At 37.1% G+C, this 23,544-nt stretch carries 20 protein-coding genes; 14 read left to right on the forward strand and 6 right to left on the reverse strand.

The features are described 5' to 3' along the window. Positions 1-566 precede the first annotated feature (566 nt). From AC13CS_RS00570 to AC13CS_RS00580, 3 genes are all read right to left on the reverse strand, one after another. Positions 567-1,043, reverse strand: a complete 477-nt coding sequence (locus AC13CS_RS00570) for an META domain-containing protein (RefSeq protein WP_293294667.1) — start codon at positions 1,041-1,043, stop codon at positions 567-569. Between the two features lie 250 nt (positions 1,044-1,293). Further along, positions 1,294-1,911: a Crp/Fnr family transcriptional regulator gene (locus AC13CS_RS00575; RefSeq protein WP_421812364.1), complete on the reverse strand. Its 618-nt coding sequence runs from the start codon at positions 1,909-1,911 to the stop codon at positions 1,294-1,296. A gap of 31 nt (positions 1,912-1,942) precedes the next feature. Beyond that, positions 1,943-2,602, reverse strand: a complete 660-nt coding sequence (locus tag AC13CS_RS00580; RefSeq protein WP_293294671.1) for an outer membrane protein — start codon at positions 2,600-2,602, stop codon at positions 1,943-1,945. Positions 2,603-3,168: 566 nt separating this feature from the next. Here AC13CS_RS00580 and AC13CS_RS00585 point away from each other — a divergent pair. The 3 genes from AC13CS_RS00585 to AC13CS_RS00595 are packed head-to-tail and all read left to right on the forward strand — an operon-like array spanning position 3,169 to position 5,561. Further along, positions 3,169-3,837 carry a hypothetical protein gene (locus tag AC13CS_RS00585; RefSeq protein ID WP_421812363.1) on the forward strand — a complete coding sequence of 223 codons (669 nt, stop codon included), beginning with the start codon at positions 3,169-3,171 and terminating at the stop codon, positions 3,835-3,837. 15 nt (positions 3,838-3,852) lie between these two features. Then, positions 3,853-4,776 carry an ABC transporter ATP-binding protein gene (locus AC13CS_RS00590; RefSeq protein WP_421812362.1) on the forward strand — a complete coding sequence of 308 codons (924 nt, stop codon included), beginning with the start codon at positions 3,853-3,855 and terminating at the stop codon, positions 4,774-4,776. A gap of 2 nt (positions 4,777-4,778) precedes the next feature. Then, entirely contained in the window at positions 4,779-5,561 is a 783-nt protein-coding gene (locus tag AC13CS_RS00595) for an ABC transporter permease (protein ID WP_482888273.1), read from the forward strand. Between the two features lie 932 nt (positions 5,562-6,493). On the opposite strand, the gene AC13CS_RS00600 is transcribed toward AC13CS_RS00595, so the two are convergent. Continuing rightward, the gene (locus AC13CS_RS00600) at positions 6,494-7,564 is read right to left on the reverse strand and encodes a 3-keto-alpha-glucoside-1,2-lyase-like domain-containing protein (RefSeq protein ID WP_421812360.1); all 1,071 of its coding nucleotides are present in this window, start codon (positions 7,562-7,564) and stop codon (positions 6,494-6,496) included. Positions 7,565-7,949: 385 nt separating this feature from the next. Between AC13CS_RS00600 and AC13CS_RS00605 the strand changes: the two genes are divergently transcribed. The 4 genes from AC13CS_RS00605 to mobB all read left to right on the forward strand — a co-directional run bounded on the left by AC13CS_RS00605 (position 7,950) and on the right by mobB (position 13,358). Then, on the forward strand, positions 7,950-9,200 hold the full coding sequence (locus AC13CS_RS00605; RefSeq protein WP_421812359.1) for a hypothetical protein: 1,251 nt from the start codon (positions 7,950-7,952) through the stop codon (positions 9,198-9,200). Positions 9,201-10,237: 1,037 nt separating this feature from the next. Further along, the gene (locus AC13CS_RS00610) at positions 10,238-11,482 is read left to right on the forward strand and encodes a site-specific integrase (RefSeq protein WP_292966730.1); all 1,245 of its coding nucleotides are present in this window, start codon (positions 10,238-10,240) and stop codon (positions 11,480-11,482) included. A gap of 263 nt (positions 11,483-11,745) precedes the next feature. Continuing rightward, the gene (locus AC13CS_RS00615; RefSeq protein WP_482888274.1) at positions 11,746-12,330 is read left to right on the forward strand and encodes a BfmA/BtgA family mobilization protein; all 585 of its coding nucleotides are present in this window, start codon (positions 11,746-11,748) and stop codon (positions 12,328-12,330) included. Between the two features lie 5 nt (positions 12,331-12,335). Beyond that, complete coding sequence (mobB, locus tag AC13CS_RS00620; protein WP_482888275.1) at positions 12,336-13,358, forward strand: MobB family relaxase; 1,023 nt, start codon at positions 12,336-12,338, stop codon at positions 13,356-13,358. A 187-nt stretch (positions 13,359-13,545) separates the two neighbouring features. Here the strand turns inward: mobB and AC13CS_RS00625 are convergent, their stop codons facing one another. Together AC13CS_RS00625 and AC13CS_RS00630 are read right to left on the reverse strand one after the other, a co-directional pair. Then, positions 13,546-14,010 carry a hypothetical protein gene (locus tag AC13CS_RS00625; RefSeq protein ID WP_482888276.1) on the reverse strand — a complete coding sequence of 155 codons (465 nt, stop codon included), beginning with the start codon at positions 14,008-14,010 and terminating at the stop codon, positions 13,546-13,548. Between the two features lie 93 nt (positions 14,011-14,103). Beyond that, entirely contained in the window at positions 14,104-14,367 is a 264-nt protein-coding gene (locus AC13CS_RS00630; RefSeq protein WP_421801368.1) for a hypothetical protein, read from the reverse strand. A 133-nt stretch (positions 14,368-14,500) separates the two neighbouring features. Here AC13CS_RS00630 and AC13CS_RS00635 point away from each other — a divergent pair, with 133 nt between their 5' ends. The 7 genes from AC13CS_RS00635 to brxC all read left to right on the forward strand — a co-directional run bounded on the left by AC13CS_RS00635 (position 14,501) and on the right by brxC (position 23,543). Further along, positions 14,501-15,292 carry an RNA polymerase sigma factor gene (locus AC13CS_RS00635; protein ID WP_482888277.1) on the forward strand — a complete coding sequence of 264 codons (792 nt, stop codon included), beginning with the start codon at positions 14,501-14,503 and terminating at the stop codon, positions 15,290-15,292. A gap of 1 nt (position 15,293) precedes the next feature. Beyond that, positions 15,294-16,391 carry a nuclease/transposase family protein gene (locus AC13CS_RS00640; RefSeq protein ID WP_482888278.1) on the forward strand — a complete coding sequence of 366 codons (1,098 nt, stop codon included), beginning with the start codon at positions 15,294-15,296 and terminating at the stop codon, positions 16,389-16,391. Positions 16,392-16,562: 171 nt separating this feature from the next. Continuing rightward, positions 16,563-17,564 (forward strand): helix-turn-helix transcriptional regulator, encoded by a 1,002-nt coding sequence (locus tag AC13CS_RS00645; RefSeq protein WP_482888279.1) that lies wholly within the window; start codon positions 16,563-16,565, stop codon positions 17,562-17,564. Continuing rightward, on the forward strand, positions 17,557-18,849 hold the full coding sequence (locus AC13CS_RS00650) for a DUF2130 domain-containing protein (protein ID WP_482888280.1): 1,293 nt from the start codon (positions 17,557-17,559) through the stop codon (positions 18,847-18,849). Before AC13CS_RS00645 ends, AC13CS_RS00650 begins: the two co-directional genes overlap by 8 nt. 5 nt (positions 18,850-18,854) lie before the next feature. Next, positions 18,855-19,448: a BrxA family protein gene (locus AC13CS_RS00655; RefSeq protein ID WP_482888281.1), complete on the forward strand. Its 594-nt coding sequence runs from the start codon at positions 18,855-18,857 to the stop codon at positions 19,446-19,448. A 4-nt stretch (positions 19,449-19,452) separates the two neighbouring features. Next, positions 19,453-20,043 carry a BREX protein BrxB domain-containing protein gene (locus tag AC13CS_RS00660; protein WP_482888282.1) on the forward strand — a complete coding sequence of 197 codons (591 nt, stop codon included), beginning with the start codon at positions 19,453-19,455 and terminating at the stop codon, positions 20,041-20,043. Continuing rightward, a complete protein-coding gene (gene brxC / locus AC13CS_RS00665) occupies positions 20,043-23,543 on the forward strand; it encodes a BREX system P-loop protein BrxC (RefSeq protein ID WP_482888283.1) in 3,501 nt (1,166 codons plus the stop codon). The genes AC13CS_RS00660 and brxC overlap by 1 nt, the downstream gene beginning before the upstream one ends. Position 23,544 lies beyond the last annotated feature (1 nt).

A 23,544-nucleotide genomic window follows, 5' to 3' on the forward strand; every position in this document is an offset into this window, starting at 1 on the left:
TAAAGAAGTTTTACAGTATTTGAATTCTATGTTGAGAAGGTGCCTTAATTTCCCTTTCGTGAAACATCTTAGATTCCGGTTAATTCATTAAACCCAAATGAAAATGACTTAGTTATATTATCTTTTTTGAACTGGAAGGAACACGGTCTTTATTGAATTTATGGATTTTGGCAGATGACGAGGGTATCGTATTTTGAGGGTAGTTTTTCCATCCAGAACTGTTCATGATGAAGCAAACAAAAAAGTTCCCATTGATTCGAGAATGGCGGAATTGGTCATTTCCCTAGTCGAGCCTAAAAGATTGGTTTTTGATGCAAAAATGATGGTGTATGGAGGATTTCAATCACTAATTCAATCGAATTCGAACCAAGTTGGATAGGCTTTAAACTTTGTAAATCAATTTACTACATTAAAAGGCCGAACAAACTGCACAGTGACCATATAGATACTCCAACATAAAGTTAAAAACTTTATAAGAAAATGCTGTTTAATAAAACAGGGGTTTCTGAAAGAGAAACCCCTGTCAACGAAATGACCACATGGGATATGGTCGGGTACAAGAGTCTTCACTCTTTGGCTTTGGTGAACAAAAGAGTTTCCCTATCGTTGGCTAATGTGAGGCTTTCACTGGATAGGGAATATTCCGTACTATTGAAAAGCATGCTAAAATAGACAGCTTCAAATTCGTTCCAACTCGGTTCTGGACATAACGCTTCGGTTGCATATAATTGAACAAAATCAATGGTATTATTGTCCAACTTTAAAAGTTCGCCACCATATTGGTTGCAACTGGCATTTCCACCTAGAAAGAACTTTAATTCTTCATTGAGGTCCGATTCAAATTCCAATGTAACGGTTGTCGGGGGTACTATCGTCGCATCCATTTTTTGGGAATCAAGGCTTACCAATTCCCATTTCCCACGTATGGATTCGAAAGCATTGGAACTGACATTGAGGTTGGTTGCAGATATGACCGATTCATTGTCGTCATTACAGGAAATAATTAGCATAAGTAGGACCAATAATGTGATAAAATTTTTCATGGCAAAATAGTTAGTAAATCATGATTGTCTTCAATAATCTTAATGAAGTCAAGAGGCTGAGGTGGCATATACTTGAAATTAAGTTTAACATACAGGTATTGCACTGATAATTTGGATCAAATTATTGTTCAGAGGCGAATTGTACTCATTTACTAATAGGAACAACACACCTTTTTTGTTTGTCTATTTATTTGATGAAAGTCGCGATTTATTGGATTATTCGAGTTCACATTTGTGAAAAAAATAGGTTTTATAATTCTTGTCGAATACGGCTTAAACTGCCCGCATTAAGCCCTAAATAGGAAGCGATGTAGTTTAATGGTACATTTTGAACAATCGAGGGATGTGTACGCATGAGTTTCAGGTAACGCTCTTTTCCAGTTAGTGTGGTCAGGTCAATTGTTCTTTGTTTGATTGCTTGCAAATGATATCGAAGTACCTTCTCAGTATATTCTTGTGAAGTGATACCTATATTGGATGCCATATCTACACCATCTCTACTGACCCGCAATAGCTCGCAATCAGTAATGCAATGTAAGTTTTCGTTGGATATGGTCTGGTTTATAAAATGATAGTACGATGTAAAAAAACGTGGACCATTGTTTATGTCAGTTGTTATTTGTTTCCCCTCTTCGTTGTGATGAAACATCCGCATGTGTCCAGAAACAATAAAGTTGTGATGTTTGTGTAAGGTTCCTTCTTTTTCTAGGATAGTGCCTTTTTCTACAAAAACTGGTGTAAATAGCCTGCGACAAGTCTCCTGGTCTCTTTCAGGGATCGCTACCAATTGACGTACATATTCAAAGAATATTTCAAACAAGTATGACACTTTGGATGGGTCATGAATGATTTTGTGATTAGTTATCATGGCATTCGGTTTTCAATCAAGCTCAATTCCATTAACGAGAGTTCAATTGGTTTGGATTTTTAGTATTTTTTGAAAGTTGAAGACTATAGGTGATTTGCAATGTGATAAGAGAGAAGCTTACGGGTTCGAATACTTTTCTTCTACCATCATTTAGGTCAACTATTTCTAAACCGGATATTTTTTGCTTGGGATACCATCTAAAAGCAATGATGAAATCATTCAAACCAAATCCTAGCTCTGGAGCAACCGTAAATTTGGATAGGGAAAGTCTTTCGGTGTCATTCACATTTATTTCCCGTTTGAAGTTTTGTATACCCATTGCAATACCAAACAAGAAGGCAGTGTCGGAATTTTTGGTGTCTAAAAAGTATCTGGTGTGCACCATCCATAGATTGGAGTTGGTTTGATTAAATTCAAAAATATCCATATTGCCTTCACTTTCGGTAGGTAATTCCTCAGACCAAAAATTTCCGGTTCCATATGTTTCATATCCTGCTCCGACAGACCAGTTGTTCGCAAAGTCGTATGATAGACCCAGGCGAATCCCAAAACCACCTCTTCTGTCATCCCAGTCGGAGGGAATTTTAACACCCAGACCTATGCCTGGTTCCAAATTCCATTGTTGGGCCGAAATCGTATAATTGTCAATACAAATAGCAAGGATTGAAATAATTAGGCATTTGGCTTTCATTTTCTTAAACATTTCTGAAAAACAGGTGGAATTTAAATATTAGAATGTCAAGGTTTCAAAAATTCACTTCTTTTTAACAAGTAATTGAGCATATTTTATTTTGTCAATCAATTACAGATGAGGGATCCCTTCGGTCAACTTTTATTTCCTTACGGTTTATCTATGCCTAACCTGATTTCCTAAACCATTCATGAAGTCTTTAGTACCACCTTTCAGGTCCACTTCACCTGTAACAAATTCATCGACTATTCGTCCACCTATAAACATACTGCCTAATCCGGATAGCAACAAGTATAGGATTGAGCTTTCGCTTAGGGCATCGGATCTGCAGTAATAACCAACTAATTTATGGAACAACAAAAACGTATAAAACGGCTCCATTTTTTAACTGTTCATACTAGACTCAGTAAAACAATAGTATTCTGTTCTCTTATTTTCAATTGACTGAAACCAACAGTAAACCAACTAATAATGCAGATTATCCTCTCGATAGTTTGACCAGAATTGCGATTTGTTAAACAAATAAGAGCAGCTAATTAAAACTTTTTAACCTAAATAATTCAATCATGGACACTTTTTTAGTAAGGACGTTATTCTGGGCGCGGAAAAAAGGCCTGCTCATACGTTTTACATTGGGCGTAAGAATATTATTGGCGATTGCTTTCATTCCTACAGGAGCAGTTAAATTGATGGGAAGAAGGTTCACAACGGGTATTCCAGAAGAAGGTTCGCCTCTTATTCTTTTCGAATCACTTTATCAATCAGGGATTTACTGGCAATTCATTGGTTTTGTACAGCTTCTTTCCGGGCTACTTATCCTATTCTATCGAACTTCAGCACTGGGTGCAATTTTATTTTTGGCCATCGCTTCAAATATTCTTTTGATTACCATTTCATATGATTTTGGATTGACCGTTGTGATAGCGAGTGGTATTACCTTGGCCAGTCTATGGTTGGTCTTTTGGCATTGGGATAGGCTACGTTATTTGTTTCTTTACGATGTAGCTTCAAAACCAATCGTTTTAAATAAACCGGTCATAAAGAGTATGTTCGAAAGAGCGATTTATGTTGTTGGTTTAGTGTGCGGGCTCATTCTTTTTTCCATGCTAAGGGGATTAAAATTGCCCGGATTCGCTGTATATGTTGCTCTTGGAGGAAGTATACTCTCTTTTTTATTGGCATTGATTCTTGGAATAAAAAATCGAAGCCATGGTCTGAATTCAACTCATCCGTGATAAAAATAAAACTAGATGAAAACCAACGTATTGGAGACCAAAAACGTGAGCTTCACCTATAAAGGAAGCTCAAATGGTATCAGTGACCTAAATATAGCTGTACCTAAAGGTTCAATTTATGGGTTTCTTGGACCAAATGGTTCGGGTAAAACCACGACCATCAGGCTTATTTTAGGTCTGATACGCTCTAAATCAGGCACTATTTCCTTTTTTAATAACGCTTTTAAGAAAAACAGAATTTCTTCATTGCGACGGATTGGTGCCCTTATTGAGAATCCCTCGTTGTACACTCATCTCAGCGCTTATGATAATCTGCAAATTATTTTAAGGTACAGAGGTAAGTCAACGGAAAAGGATCGAATTGTTGAGATTTTACGAATGGTCGGGTTGGAAGAGGCAACCTTCAATAAAGTAAAAACGTATTCTTTGGGGATGAAACAACGGTTAGGAATAGCAATTGCATTATTGGACGAACCGAAATTACTGATATTGGACGAGCCAACCAATGGCCTCGATCCCAAGGGGATTGTTGATATCCGTAAACTAATCATTGATTTGAATAAAAATAAGGGGGTTACCATTTTTATTTCCAGCCATTTGTTGACTGAAATTGAAAAAACCTGTACTCATGTAGGAATCATAGCGAAGAATGGAAAAATGCTATTTCAAGGCCCTTTGGATAGTTTAAGAAAGAAGCTTGATGAGCAATACCAAATCGATATCGAAACCGGTCAAAATCTGAAGACGATTGGGTTGTTGGAGGGCATACAGTATGCCACAAAAGTTAAAAATGCTGACACCGTTTCGGTTATGGTAAAAAGTAAAAGTGATATTTCAGAAATCATTGACTGTCTCCGTAAAAACAACATTCCGATTTACCAACTTGTAAACCAAAATTCCATGGAATCTTTGTTCCTTAAATTAACAGAAAAAAAATGAAAATGCTCCAATTATATTACCAAAGCATCATCAATGAACTGATCAAGTTAAAAAACTCATACTTACTGACCATCATGGTTTTAAGCTCTGTATTTATCCCTGCCATTTATTTTGTGCATTATATTGTCGATCATAAACGTTTATTGCCGGACATAACTGGAAATCATTGGGACAAGTTTTTTTTTGGACAACTAACCATGACCCCAACATTGATTACTTTTTTTGTTGTATTGATTGCAACCTTTACCGTTCAGATAGAGCATCGGTCGGAGGGATTTAAGCAATTGTTTAGCCTGCCAATCCCAAAATCTATGGTTTATAATGGGAAGCTATTCATCGCCGCTCTTGTGATATTTATAACGTATCTATTCTTTTTGGTGTTTGTCCTCTTGTCCGGTTATGCCATCTCATTGGTATTTCCTGAATATGGGTTCTTATCCTACAGGCCAAATTTGATTTTTATGGTAAAGGTGCTCTTCAGTTCTTACTTGACGACTTTGGGCATACTTGCGATTCAGTATTTTATAAGTTATAAAACCAAAAATTTTATCGTTCCTATAGGGATTGGAATTGTGATGATAATTCTTGGGTTAATATTGTTCAGAAGTCCCAGATTCGCGCCTTTTATGCCCTATGCCTATAACATTTCAAATTTCGTTAATTTAGATTTAAAGAATCCATCCTTAATAAGTTGGTTCACAAATTACAGTGTATACAGCATTATTGTTTTTATTGGAATTTCCATATTTGGCAGCAGAAACATTACAAAAAGTAATGTCATATAAAGTCAACGGATAAAACCGGGTAATTAAAGCATTTTTAAAAATTTTTGACTGCAACAAGATGGATTAAAACCCAACATATTTATGGTGGAATGTGATATATAGTATAGGAAACCTTAATAAGTATGGCTGTTAGCAGACGAGAATATTTCAGTGAAGCTGGATGTTAATCGGTAGGAAGGGGCAATGTAATTAAAATCCCTTCATTATAAGACTCAGTTTTTTTGTTCGATGGTAAGCTCTTCAAATCTATGTGGGCCATATCTTTTTATTAAGAAACTGATTTTATTATGCTATTCCATAAAAAAACACAATTTTTTGCGGGATGTACTTTATCAATCTATTATAACAAATAGGTGCCATTATTTTTCAAGAATTGAAATTCATTTGAAGAATTTAATCTTAGAGAATTTTGCAGCCTCTCCAGATTGGGTGGATAAACCCAGTTATATTCAGTAGTTCATTGCCAAAAATAGTTGTGATTTTAGGTTCGTTTATGCTGGCGATCTAGAACGTCGATTAAAATTGGGGTCGTTACCGTATAAGTTTGGCATTTACAAAAAGGGAAAACTTATTCAATTGTACTCTGTAAGGAAAGAAGAGATTTTAAAAGGACTAATGTAAAGTCTCAAAAAGGATAGAAATATTGGTGACTAAACCTTATGCATTTATCTAACTAAAGATAGTTGACAGGGCTTGGATGCTCAAACGTACTGCTGGAGAGTTGATATTCAATATAAGTTTCTAAAGGATATAATTGTTATACATGGTAATTCGTTTTCCAGGTCAAATCAAATTAAACCTAAAGAAGGAGTACAAACCAAATAAATTATATGTTATGGCATTGCTTTGTTAAGGTTTGGTTTTTAAAAGAGCTCAATTACCCAATTGTCCTTTAAGAACTTAAGAATTCAATTGGGTAATTGACCAATTAACTATTCCATTTTCCCCATTATGGCCCAACCATTGGCTTTATCTGAAACTGCCGCCAGAATTTCATTCTTGCCTTTTTTGGCCTTTAAGTACAATACGTTTCCATCAATCAGCATATCGCCCCGAAACGTGGGACCTTTTGCCCTAAAGCCATTGATGCCCTCAAAAAGTTTAACTCCATTGAAGTATAGAACCACATCATCACTGAAATCAAATGAGAATTTTCTGTAACTATCATCAGTGGAGGTAAAGGTATGTCTCGCCCAAATGATATTGACCGGATTTTGTTCAAAATTACCCGAACTGGTTTTGGAACGATATTTATTTATGGGCAACAGCCCGGAAGGCTCTGCCATAAAATACTCCCAATCCATTTTCGATATATCCGGATAACGGTTTGTCTCCATATGGGCAATATCGTAGCTATCACTTAATTCCCAACCTTGAATCACATCGGGTGCATAATCTTTGACATCCGCAAGTGGTGTGGTGTCACTAAAAGCGGTATATGTAAAATTGGCAAAATAAGCACCTAGAAAACTGTAGAATCCGATATAACCTTGCTTATCGTTTCTCTTCAACTGGCTTACAGACAATATGGGTTCAGGACTATCATTGAGATACGCTTTGAGAACGGAACCCCGAAATACGATTTTAAGATGATTCCAAGTACTTGGGTCAAAGTTTACGACCGCTTGATGCTCTCTATAAAGTTGCCAATTGGGTTCACCGTTGTATTCGGGATTGTATTGGACGGCATCAGGGAACCCTGATTTATGCAATCGGACATAAAAGGTTTCATTGTCTCCCTCGCCTTGTGCACGAAATTGCAGACCAGCAAAAGCTCGCTTCTTCTGTGCCATAAAATCGATTTCGATAATTCCATCCTGAAAAACAACATTTTCCAACATCGCGTGACCGTTGAGATAGAGCGCCTCTTTTCCATTGATGTTTTCGAAACGTTTGGGCTCCCTTTCGGAAAATGACCAGTTTTCGGAGTCAAAGGGTACGCTAACTTGTGCATTCATTACAAGGGCCAGAAGGAATAATAGTGTAAAGCAATATTGTTTCATGATTTTATATTTTCTACGAATTTCCATCTTTACCGAATGAGACATTTGTTCATTATTGTTCATTTTATGTTCAAGTTGATTCTTTCCCAAACTATAAGTGACATATAGTATTTCAACAATAAGGAAACCACCTTTAAAACAAAAGCCCAGGCCTCTTATGGTCAGGTGTTTTTGTTTTTTTTTTGACTTTTAGAATACTATTTTAAAATTTTTTCCATCGAGGACCCTTTAATCGAACACAATATTTGGCTTAATTCAATGATGATAGATAATTTGGGAATATCTTAAAAATCAATTTTTATAGAATGGCTACCTTTAGCGACTGGCAAGTAGAATACTAGCATAAGTTCTGGTGACGGTAATTATGCCGTAAAATTTTGCTCAAATGAAAAAGGAAGGAAATTATGAAACCTCTATAGACCGCTTGAAAGCCCATTTGCTTAATTTTTTGAGTTGGGGAGAGGTCGATCAATGGAGTACACGAAATTTTAGGGAATTGAGCGATTTGATCTTTGAACGTACTTCGATACAGTTGAGCATATCCACCCTGAAGCGGTTTCTTGGAAAGGTGGCCTACCAAAATACCCCTTCGGCAGCTACCTTGGATGCCATTGCATTGTACCTAGGCTATCAGAATTTTGCTGACTTCTGCCAAAAAAATACTGAAATACGGAAAAAAAGCAAGCAGAGGTTTATTAATAAAAGATTTCTTGTTTTTGTATTTTCAATTTTAGTTTTGGTTGGGATTCTTAGCGTGCTGGCGTTCATTGGACTTCCAGAATCGGAAATAGATTCTTCACAAGTCGCCTTTTCAATCCGAAGGGTGGACGTAGGTCTGCCCAACACCGTGGTCTTTCAGTATGATGTTTCCGGTATAAACGCCGAAATGGTGGAAATACAACAAGATTGGGACCCTTCCAAACGACATAAAGTAAATCCCAAAAAAAACGTGTTTACGCATTATTATGAGTATCCGGGGTACTATAAAGCCAAATTACGCGTCAATGGTAAGGTGGTAAAGGAGCGTGATCTTTTTATACCTACGGATGGTTGGATGGCGGTAATTTCTGATAAGCGTAGCAGCTCACCACGATATCTCCATCGGCATGAATTTCAAGCCGATACAATACTTAGGATAGCAGATACTCTCAAGGAGGAGTTTATAGCTACAGAGGACGGGACCGTATTGGATTATTACAATGCCTTACCCGACCCAAAACATAGCTTTCGTGACTTTGTTTTTGAAGCTGATATGAAATTTGATGGTTCATCCGGTAAAACCCCCTGTGAGTTTAGGAAGCTTATACTCTTTGGAACCAAAATGTTTATAAGGATACCGATTAGTGTGCCAGGTTGTGTATCGAAGAATAACTTGAAGTTAGGAAGTTTGGTGGTAAGCGGTATGGAAAATGATTTATCGGCAATTTCCACGCAGAGTGGGGTATGGTCCAAGGTAAAGGTGGTAAATACTTCAAATCAACTTTCAGTATATATATCGAATAAGCAAGTTTATGAAACGACCCTATCAGACGACTTTGGTAAACTTGCAGGAGTCCGAATCTCTTTTGAAGGATTTGGTCAAGTGAAGAATTTACAGCTTTCAGCTGAGGGGCAGGAGGTGTTGTCGATACCATAAAAATCTGGTCCGTCTTCAAATCATCGAAACCGATTTTGTTTTCGCTCTGCTTTGTTTGGACAAAATATGCACTTGGTTTACCCAATATACCATCTGCGACCGAAGTGAAGAAAGACGGAGTCCAACTGGGTGAGATGAGCAATTTACTTTTGGTGAAAATTGAGGAGTTAACGCTACACATTATCGAATTGAAAAAGGAAATCGAACAGCTAAAAAATGATAAGAATCAAAAAACGCAGTAAACAAATAAAAACTGGATAATCAAATAGTTGTTTTTTGGGTGTTAATTCATTGTTGCAGTCTAAACGTCAATGCAGGCACATTAGGAGAAGCACTAGTTTAAGTTCAAGTGGGTTTTCGCGCTGTTTTGAAGAAAATAGTTTTGTACCTCTTTCACACAAGGTTTCTTAGAGCATTCAGTAATAAATGCATGAGACCGATTGTTGAGAATACTAAAAAAACAGAAATTGAGAACCTTCGGATAATGGGCTATGTATTTTGAAATTAAAGTTTTTATCCTATTTACGAGGAGGATAATTCCCTCGAGTAGTGCTTTTATACAGTGTCAGGTATTTTCAACAAACATGAGGTGAGTCAGTAGCTTATTTGGAAAGATTATCCAGATTTTAAATAACGTGAGTACGTTATTTAAAATATTTAGTACTTTTTGAATTGTTTTGACTATATTTATTTTTAGAGGATTTGTACTTGTTCTCAATCCATACAGAAATGTGCAATAAGGTGTGCAGGATATTAAGTATCAGTGCTAGTTATTGATTTACAATAACATACAATCATATGGATGGTTCAGTCATCCCGACGAACCACTAATCAAGTGGTATCAAAGCACTGTCAACTGACTGATTGACAGTGCTTTTTGTTTTTTATGCATTCATTTGATATCATTTAAATACATATAAAAGGTGTAGAGTTCGGTGAATGGTTCGGTACGTTCCTTGTGCATAATTTAGCTACAGCTTGACGCTGTTCATGGGTGTTTTGCAAACCTGTTTTGTCAAACCCAAAAGTTATGTATTATGCGCAATTCCAACACTTTAAAAGTACTTCTTTTCACGCGGGACATTTCAAATAATCCCCAAAAGCTGACCATTTATGCCCGTATCACCGTCAATGGGAAGAGGGCCGAGATAAGTCTTAAACGATATGTTTCGGTGAATGAATGGGATGAAAATAAGGGAAGGCTCCATGGTCTGACCCACAAGGCCCGTTTATTGAACAGCTATCTTGATGAGGTGTATGCTGCAATCATGGACACCCACAAGGTATTGTTGCGGGAGGAAAAAGTAATCACAGCACAGGCCATTAAGGCCCGTTATCTAGGACAGGACGAGCAACATAATACCCTGCTTGAACTTATCGAGTATCATAACAAAACACAAAAGAGTGTACTCCGCCCTGGAACGATGAAGAACTATTATGGGACCAAAAAGTATCTCCTTCGTTTTTTGGAATCCAATTACAAACTCCCCGACATCCGTTTGAAACAATTGAACTATAAGTTCATTACCGATTTTGAACATTATCTACTGAACGGCCCTGAATTGCAAAAGGGAAAGAAGTGTACCAATAATGGGGCGATGAAACACTTGGAGCGTTTAATGAAAATGGTCAAGCTGGGCGTCAAGTTGGAATGGTTGGACAAAGACCCTTTCATTAACTATAAGCTCCGGTTTCATAAAACTGAACGTAGTTATCTAACGGAAAGGGAACTTAGGCTCATTGAAGAAACGGACTTCACTGGAGCAGGCTATGAAAAGGTCAAGGACACCTTTCTTTTTTCCTGTTATACCGGGCTATCCTATATCGATGTCCGGGAACTTGAAAAGAATCAACTGGTACTTGGTATTGATGGAAACCAATGGATCTATACCAAAAGGGAAAAAACTTCGGAAAGTGTAAAACTGCCCTTATTGCCCAAAGCAAAAAAAATCATTGAAAAGTATTGGGACAGTCCAGAGACCGATACAAAAATACTACCTGTGCTTTCCAACCAGAAGACAAACAAATATCTAAAGGAAATTGCAAAGGCCTGTGGTATTTACAAAACCATATCCTTTCATTCAGCCAGGCACACTTTTGCAACAACGGTAACCCTTTCCAATGGTGTACCAATTGAAACCGTTTCAAAAATGCTCGGCCATACCAAACTGTCCACTACCCAGATCTATGCAAGGGTACTGGAGCATAAGATAGGTAAGGACATGCAGAACTTGATTGACCATATGAACCAAAAGGAACATAAAAAGGCAATCGGGGATTGAAAAGGGTATTCAGAACTACGACTGAATGGGAGTTGTTCGGAATAGCAAGAGGGTGATGCGCAAATTGCGCCATCACGGTTGTTTTCGGGCTTTCAACAAGTTGAAAACCAGTTAATTGAATGGATTTTGGAATACTGTGGAAAAATCGGGGCTACAGTAGACTTTTCCGAAATCTACAGTAAAACCTTTGGGAAGCCCAGTAAACACTGGAAATTTTTGACGCAAAAATTGACGCAATTTGACGAAAAAACAAAATCGCACCTATGGAAAAGCAAAAAACAAACGGCAGAACAAAGAAAGGAACCGGCGGTTATTCCAATATCACGGTAAAGAAAGATACGGCCACACGCTTCCGCACTTATTCCAAAAGGTTCAACAAATCGCATAGTGAGGTATTGGATGGAATGATACAATACTTCAAGGAGAACCATCTTGACCCTTTTGGAGAGGGAACCAAGATCATCCTTGACAGCATCAAAAAATTGGAGCGTCAGATGATGAAAAAATTCGATAGGCTCATCGCCATAATCAAGAACATGGAAAAGACCAGTATCCGACCCACCTATGAAATGGTATTGATACTTTACGAGGCTTATGTGAAGGACGGGAAGAGGCCGAGGCGGAAACCTGTCCAGATACAGGAAGAGCGAATGGATTTTTTGGAGCCAAGAAACACCGTTCCAAAAGTGGATCACGAGAGAATACTCCGTGAATTTGAAAGCTATAAAAAGCGTTGCAATGAAATCCTAGATAATGTGGAGAAGGTGGAACCCATGATGGGAAAGCCCTATCTGAAAATCAATATGGACATCGGGGAGTTTGAAAAATTAAAGTATCATTTAAGATAACAGCCATGTACCTTACCATCTCAGCACAGAAAATGGGCAGTACCTACAACTCCAGTGTAGGGAACTATGTGGACTATCTGGAAAAGGAAAACGAGGACAGGTCGCCAGAACAAAGGGAGGAATTCTTTGACCAAGAAAATGACAGCGTAAGCCCTCAAACGGTCATCGATGAAATAGATGCCAATACGGCCAAACTGAGACAGAAAGACCCGAAATTCTATTCCATAGTGGTCAGCCCCAATAAAAGAGAATTACAGGCAATTGGAAATGATCCGAACATCCTAAGGGAATACACAAGGAAGCTCATGGAGGACTATGCCAAGAGTTTCCATCGCAACCAAGAGGTCAAGGCCGAAAACCTTAAATATTATGCCAAGATCGAACATGAACGCACCTATCGGGGCTTTGACAAACAGGTTCAGGAAAATGCTCCATACCGTGGTGAAATAGCAAGGCTCAGGAACGAGATACGGAAAGTGGAAAGAGGCGAAACCATTGGGAATGTCAAGGAACTTGAAAAGAGTATTGCAGAGCAAACAAGAATGGCCCCACACCAACAGAACGGACAGTTGGTGGCCGCAGGGATGCAAAAAGAGGGGCCACAGACCCATATCCATATCATAGTCAGTAGAAGGGACGTAACGAACACCTATACGCTCTCCCCAATGGCGAAGCACAAGGCCTCGGAAGTGGAACTGAACGGAAAGACGGTCAAGAGAGGATTTGATCGGGACAAATTTTACCAAGCGGCCGAAAAGACCTTTGACAGGACAACTGGTTTTAAAAGGAACTATGTGGAATCCTATGTTGGCAGAAAGACCCATGCCAAAGAACCGGGGAAGTTCTTTGCCAAAGTGATGGGACTGCCCACCAAGGAAAAGGACATGGCCTTTAAACTGCTTAAAACTATGGGTGTCAAGGCTCCCAGTATTCCGACCAATAAAGTGCAAATGGCGGCCAAAATTATCAAAGCACTTGGAAAGGGCATCGATAAGGCAAGGGGAGCTGGTGAGGACATGGGCTACTGAAATCCAAAAAGTAGGTTGCGCCCTATCAGGTTTTTGCTTTACGCTTATCTATCGGAACACTACAAAAACCCGATAGGATCCATGCGCAAAAGTTGGGGTAAGGATTTGGGGTTATTATTGTTCTACATTTAAACAGTTCGGTTTTATGAGTAGCATACAATACAATTCAGTCGTTTTTAATTAAACTTTATACATCATTCTTTATTAAATATTGCTTTACTTTCTCAAAGAGTCTTTTTTCTTGGAATCTGTATACAAACCAAAGCCAAAAGGCAATTACAGGAAAGAGAAACATAATCCAAAATGGTAAATTTTTGTTACTGAAATAAAAAATAGAAAGGAAGAGTAAAAATAGAAACCCGATAATGTACATCTCAACCCTTAATTTGGTTCTCATTTCAATTTTTGTTTTTCCGTTTTCCAATTCAGTTAGTTTTGCATAACCCTTTATTCCATCAATAGATTTGGGGTTATAATAAAGCATCATAGTACCTACGGAAACTTTGGCAAGAAATTTAAATTCAGTATCAGAAACCCAATCAAGCCTAAATTTTCTTTCTCTATTAAATCGAATATGCTCTTTAAATTCAGACAACGAACCCTTAAATTCAAAGGATTCTTTCAAAAGTGTTTTCTCAACTAAGCTTTTCATTGATTTGATCAGAATCGTTTATTTGAACTTTTAGAAAATAACCTCTAAAGAAATAGTCAGGAAAAAAATGGTACTCCAGAGCTGGTTTCAATTTTACTTCAATTCTGTATATATGACTTTGGTTATCATGTCAGGCTCTATATCTAATAAGTCTGCAAGTCTTACTATTTCTCCCATAGTAAACTTGTCGGGATGGTTCAGCTTGACCATATACCTGCCATAATTTATACCAAGTGATTTCGCAATTCTGGTCGGATATAATTCTGCAAGAGTATACATCTTTCGAATTTTTCCCGTCTCGAACATTGAACCTATGGAAACCAGTGCAGGGTCTTTATGATCATCTTTTTTTGTCATGGGTGTATTTGTTAACCCTAAAATGACAAGTAATTCATTTATAGTACTGTAAAATATACTTATAATAAATTAATAATTACGATTAATAAATAAATGATTACATTTGGTAAGTATTTATTATAATTTATTCCTCATGATTTCAAATATCGACAACAAGCATCTTGAATTATTGAAGAAAGGTTGCCCTTCGACTTTTGCGCAAATCTATACCAAATACAATAGACAGATTTACTGGCTGGGCAAGAGCTTTCTTGATGATGGTTTTGTTGTGGAAACATTGGTACAAGATGTATTCTTAAGGTTGTGGGTGAATAGGAACAGTTTGGAATCACCCAAGCACATTTATTTTTTCCTGCGGTTTGTGATGAAAAGGGAGTGCATTACATACTATACACGGCCAAGGAACAAGTTTTTCAGGAAAGTCCACTCGTTGGAGAGTTTTGAGAATTACCAAGACTATATGGTTGGGTATGACCCCGCTGAAGACAATAACAATTTTAAACTTCAGGAAGGGGAACAAGAGAAGTTCGAAAGTATCAAACGCGTCCTTCCCTTATTGGATGACGGTAAAAGACATGTAATCAATCTATGTTTGAAATACGGCTTTCAGTATAAAGTCATTTCCAAAGCAATGGGAAAAGGCATAAATGAAACTTGCAGAGAGATCAAGGAAGCCATTGAGGATATTAAAACCATCCTTCATCAAGGAAATAAGCTCGATTCCAATAACAACAAGACAGATGAGATAAAGTTCACAGGTGAGATGACCGAAGAGCAGACAAAGGTGCTTAAAATGCGTTGTGAACTAAGATATTCCTTTTCCGAAATCGCCAATGAGCTTAACCTTTCCCAAAAGGAGGTGCATCAGGAATTTATGATAGCGTATAGGCTAATGGAAGCAAAACATCAATTGCAATCAGCCTAGTATGGAAAAATCAACGCTAAAACTGACTCGAAAGATCCAATTACTCATCGACCTTCCTACCAAAGAGGAGAAAAAAGAGGCCTTGGATAAACTATACCAATGGCAGAACAGATGCTTTAGGGCGGCCAACCTAATAGTGACCCATCTTTATGTACAGGAAATGATAAAGGAATTTTTTTATCTATCAGAGGGGGTAAAATATAAATTGGCAGATGAAAAGAAGGATGGACAAGGGATCCTTAATCGTTCTAGGACAAACACCACCTATCGAGTGGTATCAGATCGTTTTAAGGGAGAAATCCCCACAAACATATTGTCCAATTTGAACCAGGCTTTAATTTCATCATTCAAGAAGAACAGACCAGAATACTGGAATGGTGAACGCTCTTTGAAAAATTTCAGAAGGGATATGGCCTTCCCTTTTGACTTGGAGGGTATGAGTGGATTACACTACAACGAAGAGAAAAAAGCTTTCTGCTTCCGATTATTTCAAATTCCGTTTAAAACCTACTTGGGAAAGGATTTTACGGATAAACGGACATTGATGGAGAGGGTGGTGGAGGGCAAGACTAAGCTGTGCACATCACACATAAAGCTAAAAGATGGCAAGATTTTCTTATTGGCGGTATTCGAAATTGAAAAAGAAAGCCATGACCTAAGACCTGAGATTATTGCAGAAGCCTCTTTGTCCCTTGAATATCCCATTGTTGTAAAGGTTGGCAAGGCAAGGCTTACCATTGGTACAAAAGAAGAATTTTTATACCGAAGACTGGCGATACAATCGGCACACAGACGGGCAAAGATTGGAGCAACCTATTCCAAATCGGGTAAGGGGATCAAAAGAAAACTAAAGGCAGTTGACAGACTGGGTCAAATTGAACGTCAATATGTCAATAACCGTTTGCATGTCTATAGCCGGAGGTTGATTGATTTTTGTGTTAAACATAGGGCAGGAACCCTCATACTTTTGAATCAGGAGGAAAAAACTGAGATTGCTAAAGAAGAGGGATTTGTATTGAGAAATTGGAGCTATTGTGATTTGATTACCAAAATAGATTACAAGGCAAAGAAAGCTGGACTTGAATTAATTATTGATTGAATAGAATGGTCGAGGGTGCTTGTACACCCGTAAGGTGAGGTCAAGGGCACTCACTAAATGTGAACAGCATATACAATGCGTGGGCTCTCTTATTTATTAGTGCCGAGTCTTTTTTAGAAAAACATACTTAAATTATGCAGTAATTCTGCACAGGTTGTGTATTTTTATGAAATGCCTACAAATAAGAATGCACTTATTCGCTATCAAGCGTTAGATCGATGTTTTTCGAATCCTGGTCGTAATTATGATATACAGGCCTTGTTGAATTCAGTGAATGATGCTCTTTTTGAATACAATCCAAAAACTGATGGAATTAAAAAAAGGCAATTATATGAAGACATTAGGTTTATGGAATCCAGGCAGGGCTATTCAATTATGCTGGATAAGGTTAGGGATGGTCAAAAAGTGTATTATCGCTACAATGATACCAGTTTCTCCATTAACAATATTCCTATTAATGAACTTGAGGCGGAACAACTTAAATCTGCCATGCAAGTACTTACTAGATTTAAAGGAATGCCCCAGTTTCAATGGGTCAATGAACTTTTGCCAAAGCTGGACCAAACCTTTTTGTTAAAAGAGGCTTCTCAGGAAATCATGTCGTTTGAAAATAACCCTTATTTGAGAGGGCTGGAATTTTTAGACCCTATATTCAATGCAATTTTAAATCGAAGGACTTTGACCATTACTTATCAACCCTATGAGAAGGAATCCTTTAGCTCAATTTTCTTCCCTTATCATTTAAAGCAATTCAATTCTAGATGGTTTTTGTTTGGGAGAACTCCGAATTATGAATCCTTGACCAACTATGCATTAGATAGGATTGTCGGGGTGAAGGAATCAGATTTTCCTTATTGCGATACAGATATTGATTTTGAGAATTATTTTGAAGATATAATAGGGGTCACTTTAAATGAATCCAAGCCCGAAATCATTGAATTTAAAGTAGTCAAAAAACTGTGGAATTATATTGAGACAAAACCGCTGCATGGTTCACAAAAGAAAAAGGCATTCGGTGAGAATGAGGTTGTCTTTACTTTGGACGTGATTCCAAATTTTGAACTTGAAAAACTTATTTTATCTTTTGGAGAGGAAATGGAAGTTATCTCCCCCCAACATTTCCGTGAGAAAATCAAATTAAGAATTGAGAAAAACAGAGCGCATTATGATTAGTGCAGAAAGAATGCACAAATCTGATTTAAGTTTGTTTCCTAATCTTAAAAAAGTTGTTATGGAAAATCAAACCAAAATCAATTGTCCAGAATGTGGGTCTGCAATTGATGTAAATCATGTTTTGGCAAAAAGTCTCGAGAAAAAACTAAAAGACGAACTAAAACTAAAGCATCAAAATCAACTTGATGATTTGTTGAATGAAATGAATTCACTCAAAAAAGTGAATGAATTGTCAAAGCTAGAGATTGAAAGGGCACGTAAGGAAGCATTTGTTCAAGCCAAGGAAAGTCTTGAAAAATCTGTTAGGGAGGAATTGCAAGAAGAGACCAAACTGCTTCTAGAAGAATTGAAGAAAAAATCGGATCTGGTTAAGGATTTTTATAAGTTGAAGGCCAACTTAGCAAAATCTGAACGAGAAATGTCTGAATTAAAAGATCAATTAGACGCAGAAAATGAGGCTAAACTCTCTGAAGGTATTGCAAAAGCTAGGATTGAAGCCAAAAAAGAGGCTGTGGCCGCCCAAGACCTAAAACTAAAGGAGCGGGATGAACTGGTTGAAAACCTGAAGGCTCAAATCAATGATCTTAAACAACGGGCAGAACAAGGTTCAATGCAAACTCAAGGAGAAATATTAGAGTTGGAAGTAGAACGATTGTTGGTTAGAAATTTTCCATTAGATAATATTTTAGAAATAAAAAAAGGAATTAATGGAGCAGATTGCCTTCACATTATTAAAACATTATCTGGTAAAGATGCAGGCGTAATTGCCTTTGAGTCTAAAAGAACAAAATCCTTTAATGAGCAATGGATAGAAAAGTTAAAAGGAGATATGCGATTGCACAAGGCTGATGAGGGGGTGATTGTAACTGAGGTCATGCCAAAGGAAATGCCCACTTTTGGAAAACGTAATGGTATTTGGATTTGCAAGTTTGATGAGGTTGAGGCTCTTTCCCATGTATTGAGACATACCTTGTTGAGGGTTTATGAAATAAAAATTTCCAATGTAGGGAAAGGAGAAAAAATGCAGGTTCTATATGATTTTTTAATAAGTAACGAGTTTAAACAACAAATGGAGGCCATTGTAAACGGCTATGTAAGTATGCGTAATCAAATAGATTCTGAAAAGCGATCAATGAAACGCCAATGGAAAGAAAGGGAAAAACAATTGGATTTGGTCATTGATGGAGCCACAGAGATGTATGGATCGATTAAAGGGATAGCAGGTAGTGCCATTCAAGAAATAAAAGCACTGGAAATGGATGCCCAAAAAGTCATTGAAAATTGAAAAAGGTGAAGAAAGAAAAAAAACTTGATGCTAATTTCACGGCAGGCGGAATTCTACACCAAGAATTTTTAGGTGTCTTGGGTATTGCTGATAACAAAAATTTCAACGACTTGATTAGTTCCGAGACTGAAAACAATGCCTTTATTGGTATTGCAATAGAATCTTCAAGAAAAAGGATAATAATCGAAATCATAAGAAGACACAAGAACGCACCAAATTATTTTTGGTCTCATTTTAAGGAATGGAATGCAAACGAGCAAAAACTGGCTTTATATTATTTATGTTTGAAAACTTATCCTTTGGTTTTTGACATTCATTTTGAAGTTGTTTTAAAGAAATACAAGCTTGGCGTTAATTTAGATGATTATGATATACAGATGCGGTTTGATGAACTGGCTTCTATGGATGAAGACTTTGCCCAATGGGCTGAAATCACATTGTATAAGTTGAACGTACAGATTAGGAAAGCATTAAAGGATGCTGGATTATATGATGGGGAAAAATTGAATATACCACGGGAGATTCGACCCCGTTTTTGGGAGTATTTCCACAACATTGGCGAGCCATGGTTTTTAAAAGCTGCTTTTGTAAATATATAGATACATGACAATACCTGAATTATATGCAAAATTGAGTAATAAGGATTTTCAAGACCACGATACTGGAAATCTATTCTTTCCAGCTTATATGTACATGTACGATGCCAGTAAAGAATATGAAATTGAAAACGAGATACTGGACATTAAAAATCGATTACACAGGCCGAACAATTATTTGGAGGTGATGGTTATGGATATTTTTGAGGAGTTCATCAATTATACCAAAACAACCAAATTTGGTAAATTGACCAAATTCGAATTTTACCTGCAACATGAAAGCGATAAACCGGAAGCTGTTAAGAAAGCGCTAGAAAAAGATGCTTATGACAATCGTTTTCTACAGTATTTGGATAATAAAATCCAGGAACATTTAGAATCTGTGAAACCCTACGAGGTTTCCTATATTTTACTGAAAGGCTTTGGAAATGCTTTTCCTTATATCAGGGCAAGCCGTTTTATGAGCAATTTCGAAAAGTATATCAAGGGATACAAACTTATTATGTTCTACCCAGGTACAGCCAAGGAATATTACAGTCTTTTTGGCCTTTTAAAAGATGAAAATTTATATCGTGCAATTAAACTAATCAATAACTAATGGTTTTAAAGGAATTATACGCAAGAGACATATTTAGAGCTATCAACCCAGCCGTCACTGTCAGTGATAAAAAGGAAAAAACCATTGAAGCTGAAATAAAGGAATATGTTTTTACGGATGAGTTGATTGAAAAACTTTTTGAAATACTCGATACAGTACTTAATAAAAAAGTTGGAAAATCAGGGATTTGGATTAATGGATATTATGGGTCAGGTAAGTCGCATTTTATCAAATATGTTCATTACTTACTAAATCCTCAAACTTCTGACATGGCATTCGAATATTTGGAAAATGCTATCAAAAACTATGACACCACCAAAGCTGGAAGCAATGATCACATTACCCAAAATAATATTCGATTGCTCAAAAAAAGGGTGGACGGTTCATTTTGCGACAACATTCTTTTTAATGTGGAAGATGAAACAGATGATGGTGATCAAGAGCGATTGACCAGAATTTTCATGAATATGTTCAATAAGTTCCGAGGTTATAATGCAGATGATATACCCTTGGCTTTATTGTTGGAAAAACCGCTACAACAACAGGACAAATTGGAAGAATTCAAAAATGAGATAGCTTTAAGATTGGGTTTTGACTGGAATGTTGATGCAGCAGATGCAGCTGCTTTTCAATTGCAAGATGTGTTGGACATTGCAAAAAAACTTTATCCTTCTTTCGATACTGTTGCACTGCATTCAAAGCTTTCAAATCCTGAAAGCTATAAAATAAGTATTAACGGGACCCTCATTCCAGAATTAAAAAGCTTTTTGAAGGACAAGGATAGAAACTACCGTTTATTGTTCTTGGTCGATGAAGTATCTCAATACATTGGGACCAACAAAGCAATACTGCTCAACTTCCAAAATATAATTGAACGGGTGAGTGATGAGCTCAATAATCAAGTTTGGATTGCTTGTACGGCCCAACAGACCTTGGATGAAGTGGGTTCTGGTATTGATGGTGTTGCTGATTTACAAGATGAATTTGGTAAAATCTTGGGGCGTTTCGATACGCGGATTTCTTTGCAGAGCAATGATGCCTCGTATATTACCCAACGTAGGGTTTTGGATAAAAACAGCCGTGGTATCGAATACCTGACCAAACTATACCACGACAATAAAGATTACATAGAAAACCAGTTTAAAATCAATCATGATTTGTTTAAGGGTTATCGCAATGAAGAAGAATTTATCATTGGTTATCCCTTTATTCCTTATCAATTTAAATTGATTGCTCATGTATTTGAAGCCTTTCAGCAATTGAAGTTTGTGATCAAGGAGGTTAAGGACAATGAGCGCTCGGTTTTAGGGATTACCCATTTTACAGCAAAAGAGCATGCTGATGATGAGGCTGGAGGTTTTATGCCTTTCGATGCATTTTTCAATAAGCAATTCCGCACCAACTTGACAAATCGTGGAGCCAAAGCCATTGAAAATGCTTTGGAACTCAGTTATGTGAAAAACAATGAATTTGCCCAACGAGTAGTCAAGGTCCTGTTCATGATTTCAAATTTATTGGAAAACCAGCGGCAGACCTTCCCTTCAAATGTTGAAAATTTAGGAGTGTTGTTGATGAACACCATGGATGCCAACAAAATGCAATTGCAAAAAAGCATTCAAGAAGTATTGGAAAAGTTGATTCAAGAAAGTGTTATTCGTGAAGAAAACGGCAGTTATTTTTTCTTCAATGAAGACGAAATGGATGTTCAAAACATTATCAAAGGACAAACCGTTGGAATAGATGATCGTTTAACAGCATTTGACGAATTATTCCGACCCATCGTACGAATTAATCAAAAAGTGCCTTTCGGTCAAAATGACTTTAAACTCGGTTATTCCATTGAGGGAAAGGAAATTTTACGCAATGGGGATTTTGACGTAACAGTCTTGTTGACAGACATGACTTCCATTCAACAAAAGGCCTTGGATATCAATAAAAAAGAATTGGTCATTTGCTTGAATGAATGGTACAATGAAGACAAATCGTTCAGAAATGAATTTGATTGGTATTGTAAAACCAACAAATATTTTATCACAAATTCTGGGTCTTCAACAGGGGAACGTTCCAAAACCAATGAGAATTTCAGAATACGAAACAATCAATTAAGGAATAAGCTTGAAAATACTCTTAAACAAAAGATTGTCGGGGTGAGATACATTTCACTAAACCAAGTTATAGAGCCCGATCAAATTAATGGTTCTTCACCTTCTGAACGAATTGGCAATATGATTGAGAAGCATCTTGAAGGCATCTACAAAAACCACAATTTAAGCCAAGAATATGCCCGTAACCAAGCAGAGTTAAAAAAATCCGCGGCGGATCCTCAAATTCCTGCATCGGTCTTGACCCCTGCTGAACAATTGGTCAATGATTTTATTTCGGCCAATAACAACCAAATTACAGTACAGGACTTGATCAACAAGTTTGCCCAAGAACCATTTGGTTGGCGTTTTGAAGCTGTTTTGGATGTGTTGGTACAACTAGCAAAAAAGAAAAAGCGTGAGTTTGTCTATAAAGGACAACCCCGTTATCCCATTGTTGACTTCATTAATAAAGCTGTGTCCACAACAGAACGTATGTCTTGCGAAGTGGTTACAGGAGAGGAAATTGATCAATCGGTGCTGGATGATGTCGTTGTGGCTTTTAAAGAAATCTTTAATGAGACCTTACCAACGGCCACTGATAAAAACACTTTGTATGAAAACCTCCTAAATAACTTAGGCAAAAAACTACAATGGCATCAAGATTTGGAAAAGACTTATTATGGGAAATACCCTTTTGGCAATTGCTTCCAACAGGGGACACAACAATTGTCTACGTGGATTCAAACACGTGACATTAAAAAGCTCTTTACTGCCCTAATTGAAAATCAAGAACAAGCAAAAGAATTGTTCGACCAAACAAAGGCAATGGATGATTTTATACGAAGGGCTTTGGAGGAGTACAGAGGTGTTTCTGCTTTTGTACGTGAGGAAAATGAAAATGTGAAGATGCTCGGTCAAGAGGATAGGGAGAAGGTAAAAAAGATAAATAAATTTCTTACGCTTGAAGATCCTAGAAAAGAATTTCGCCATATAAAAAAAGCTTATGACGAGGTTAAACAGGCCTTAAAGGAAAAGTTGACGGAGCTCAAAAACGAGGTTATGACTCTCTATGAGGAAGCCTTTGTTGAATTGGAGAAAGAAGCAGCTAAACAAAATGTATCTGTTGACAAATATGCCAACAAAGAACACACCTTAGGTAGTATAGAACGTATCAATTCTTTAAGTGCTTTGCAAAACAAGAAATTGAATATAGACAACTTTAAAAGCGAAGAATTAAAGAAAATCGTAGCGTCATCTATTAAGGCTTCTGGAGAAGTCAGTGAACCACAAACTTATTACGTGTCAAGGGGTGCAACTACAATTTCCTCGGTTGAGGAATTGGAGACTTATCTTGAAAAGTTAAGAAAAGAAATGACCCAATTATTGATTGAGAAGAAAACTATCATCCTCCAATAGT

The sequence above is a fragment of the Flagellimonas sp. B-3 genome (assembly GCF_056857835.1).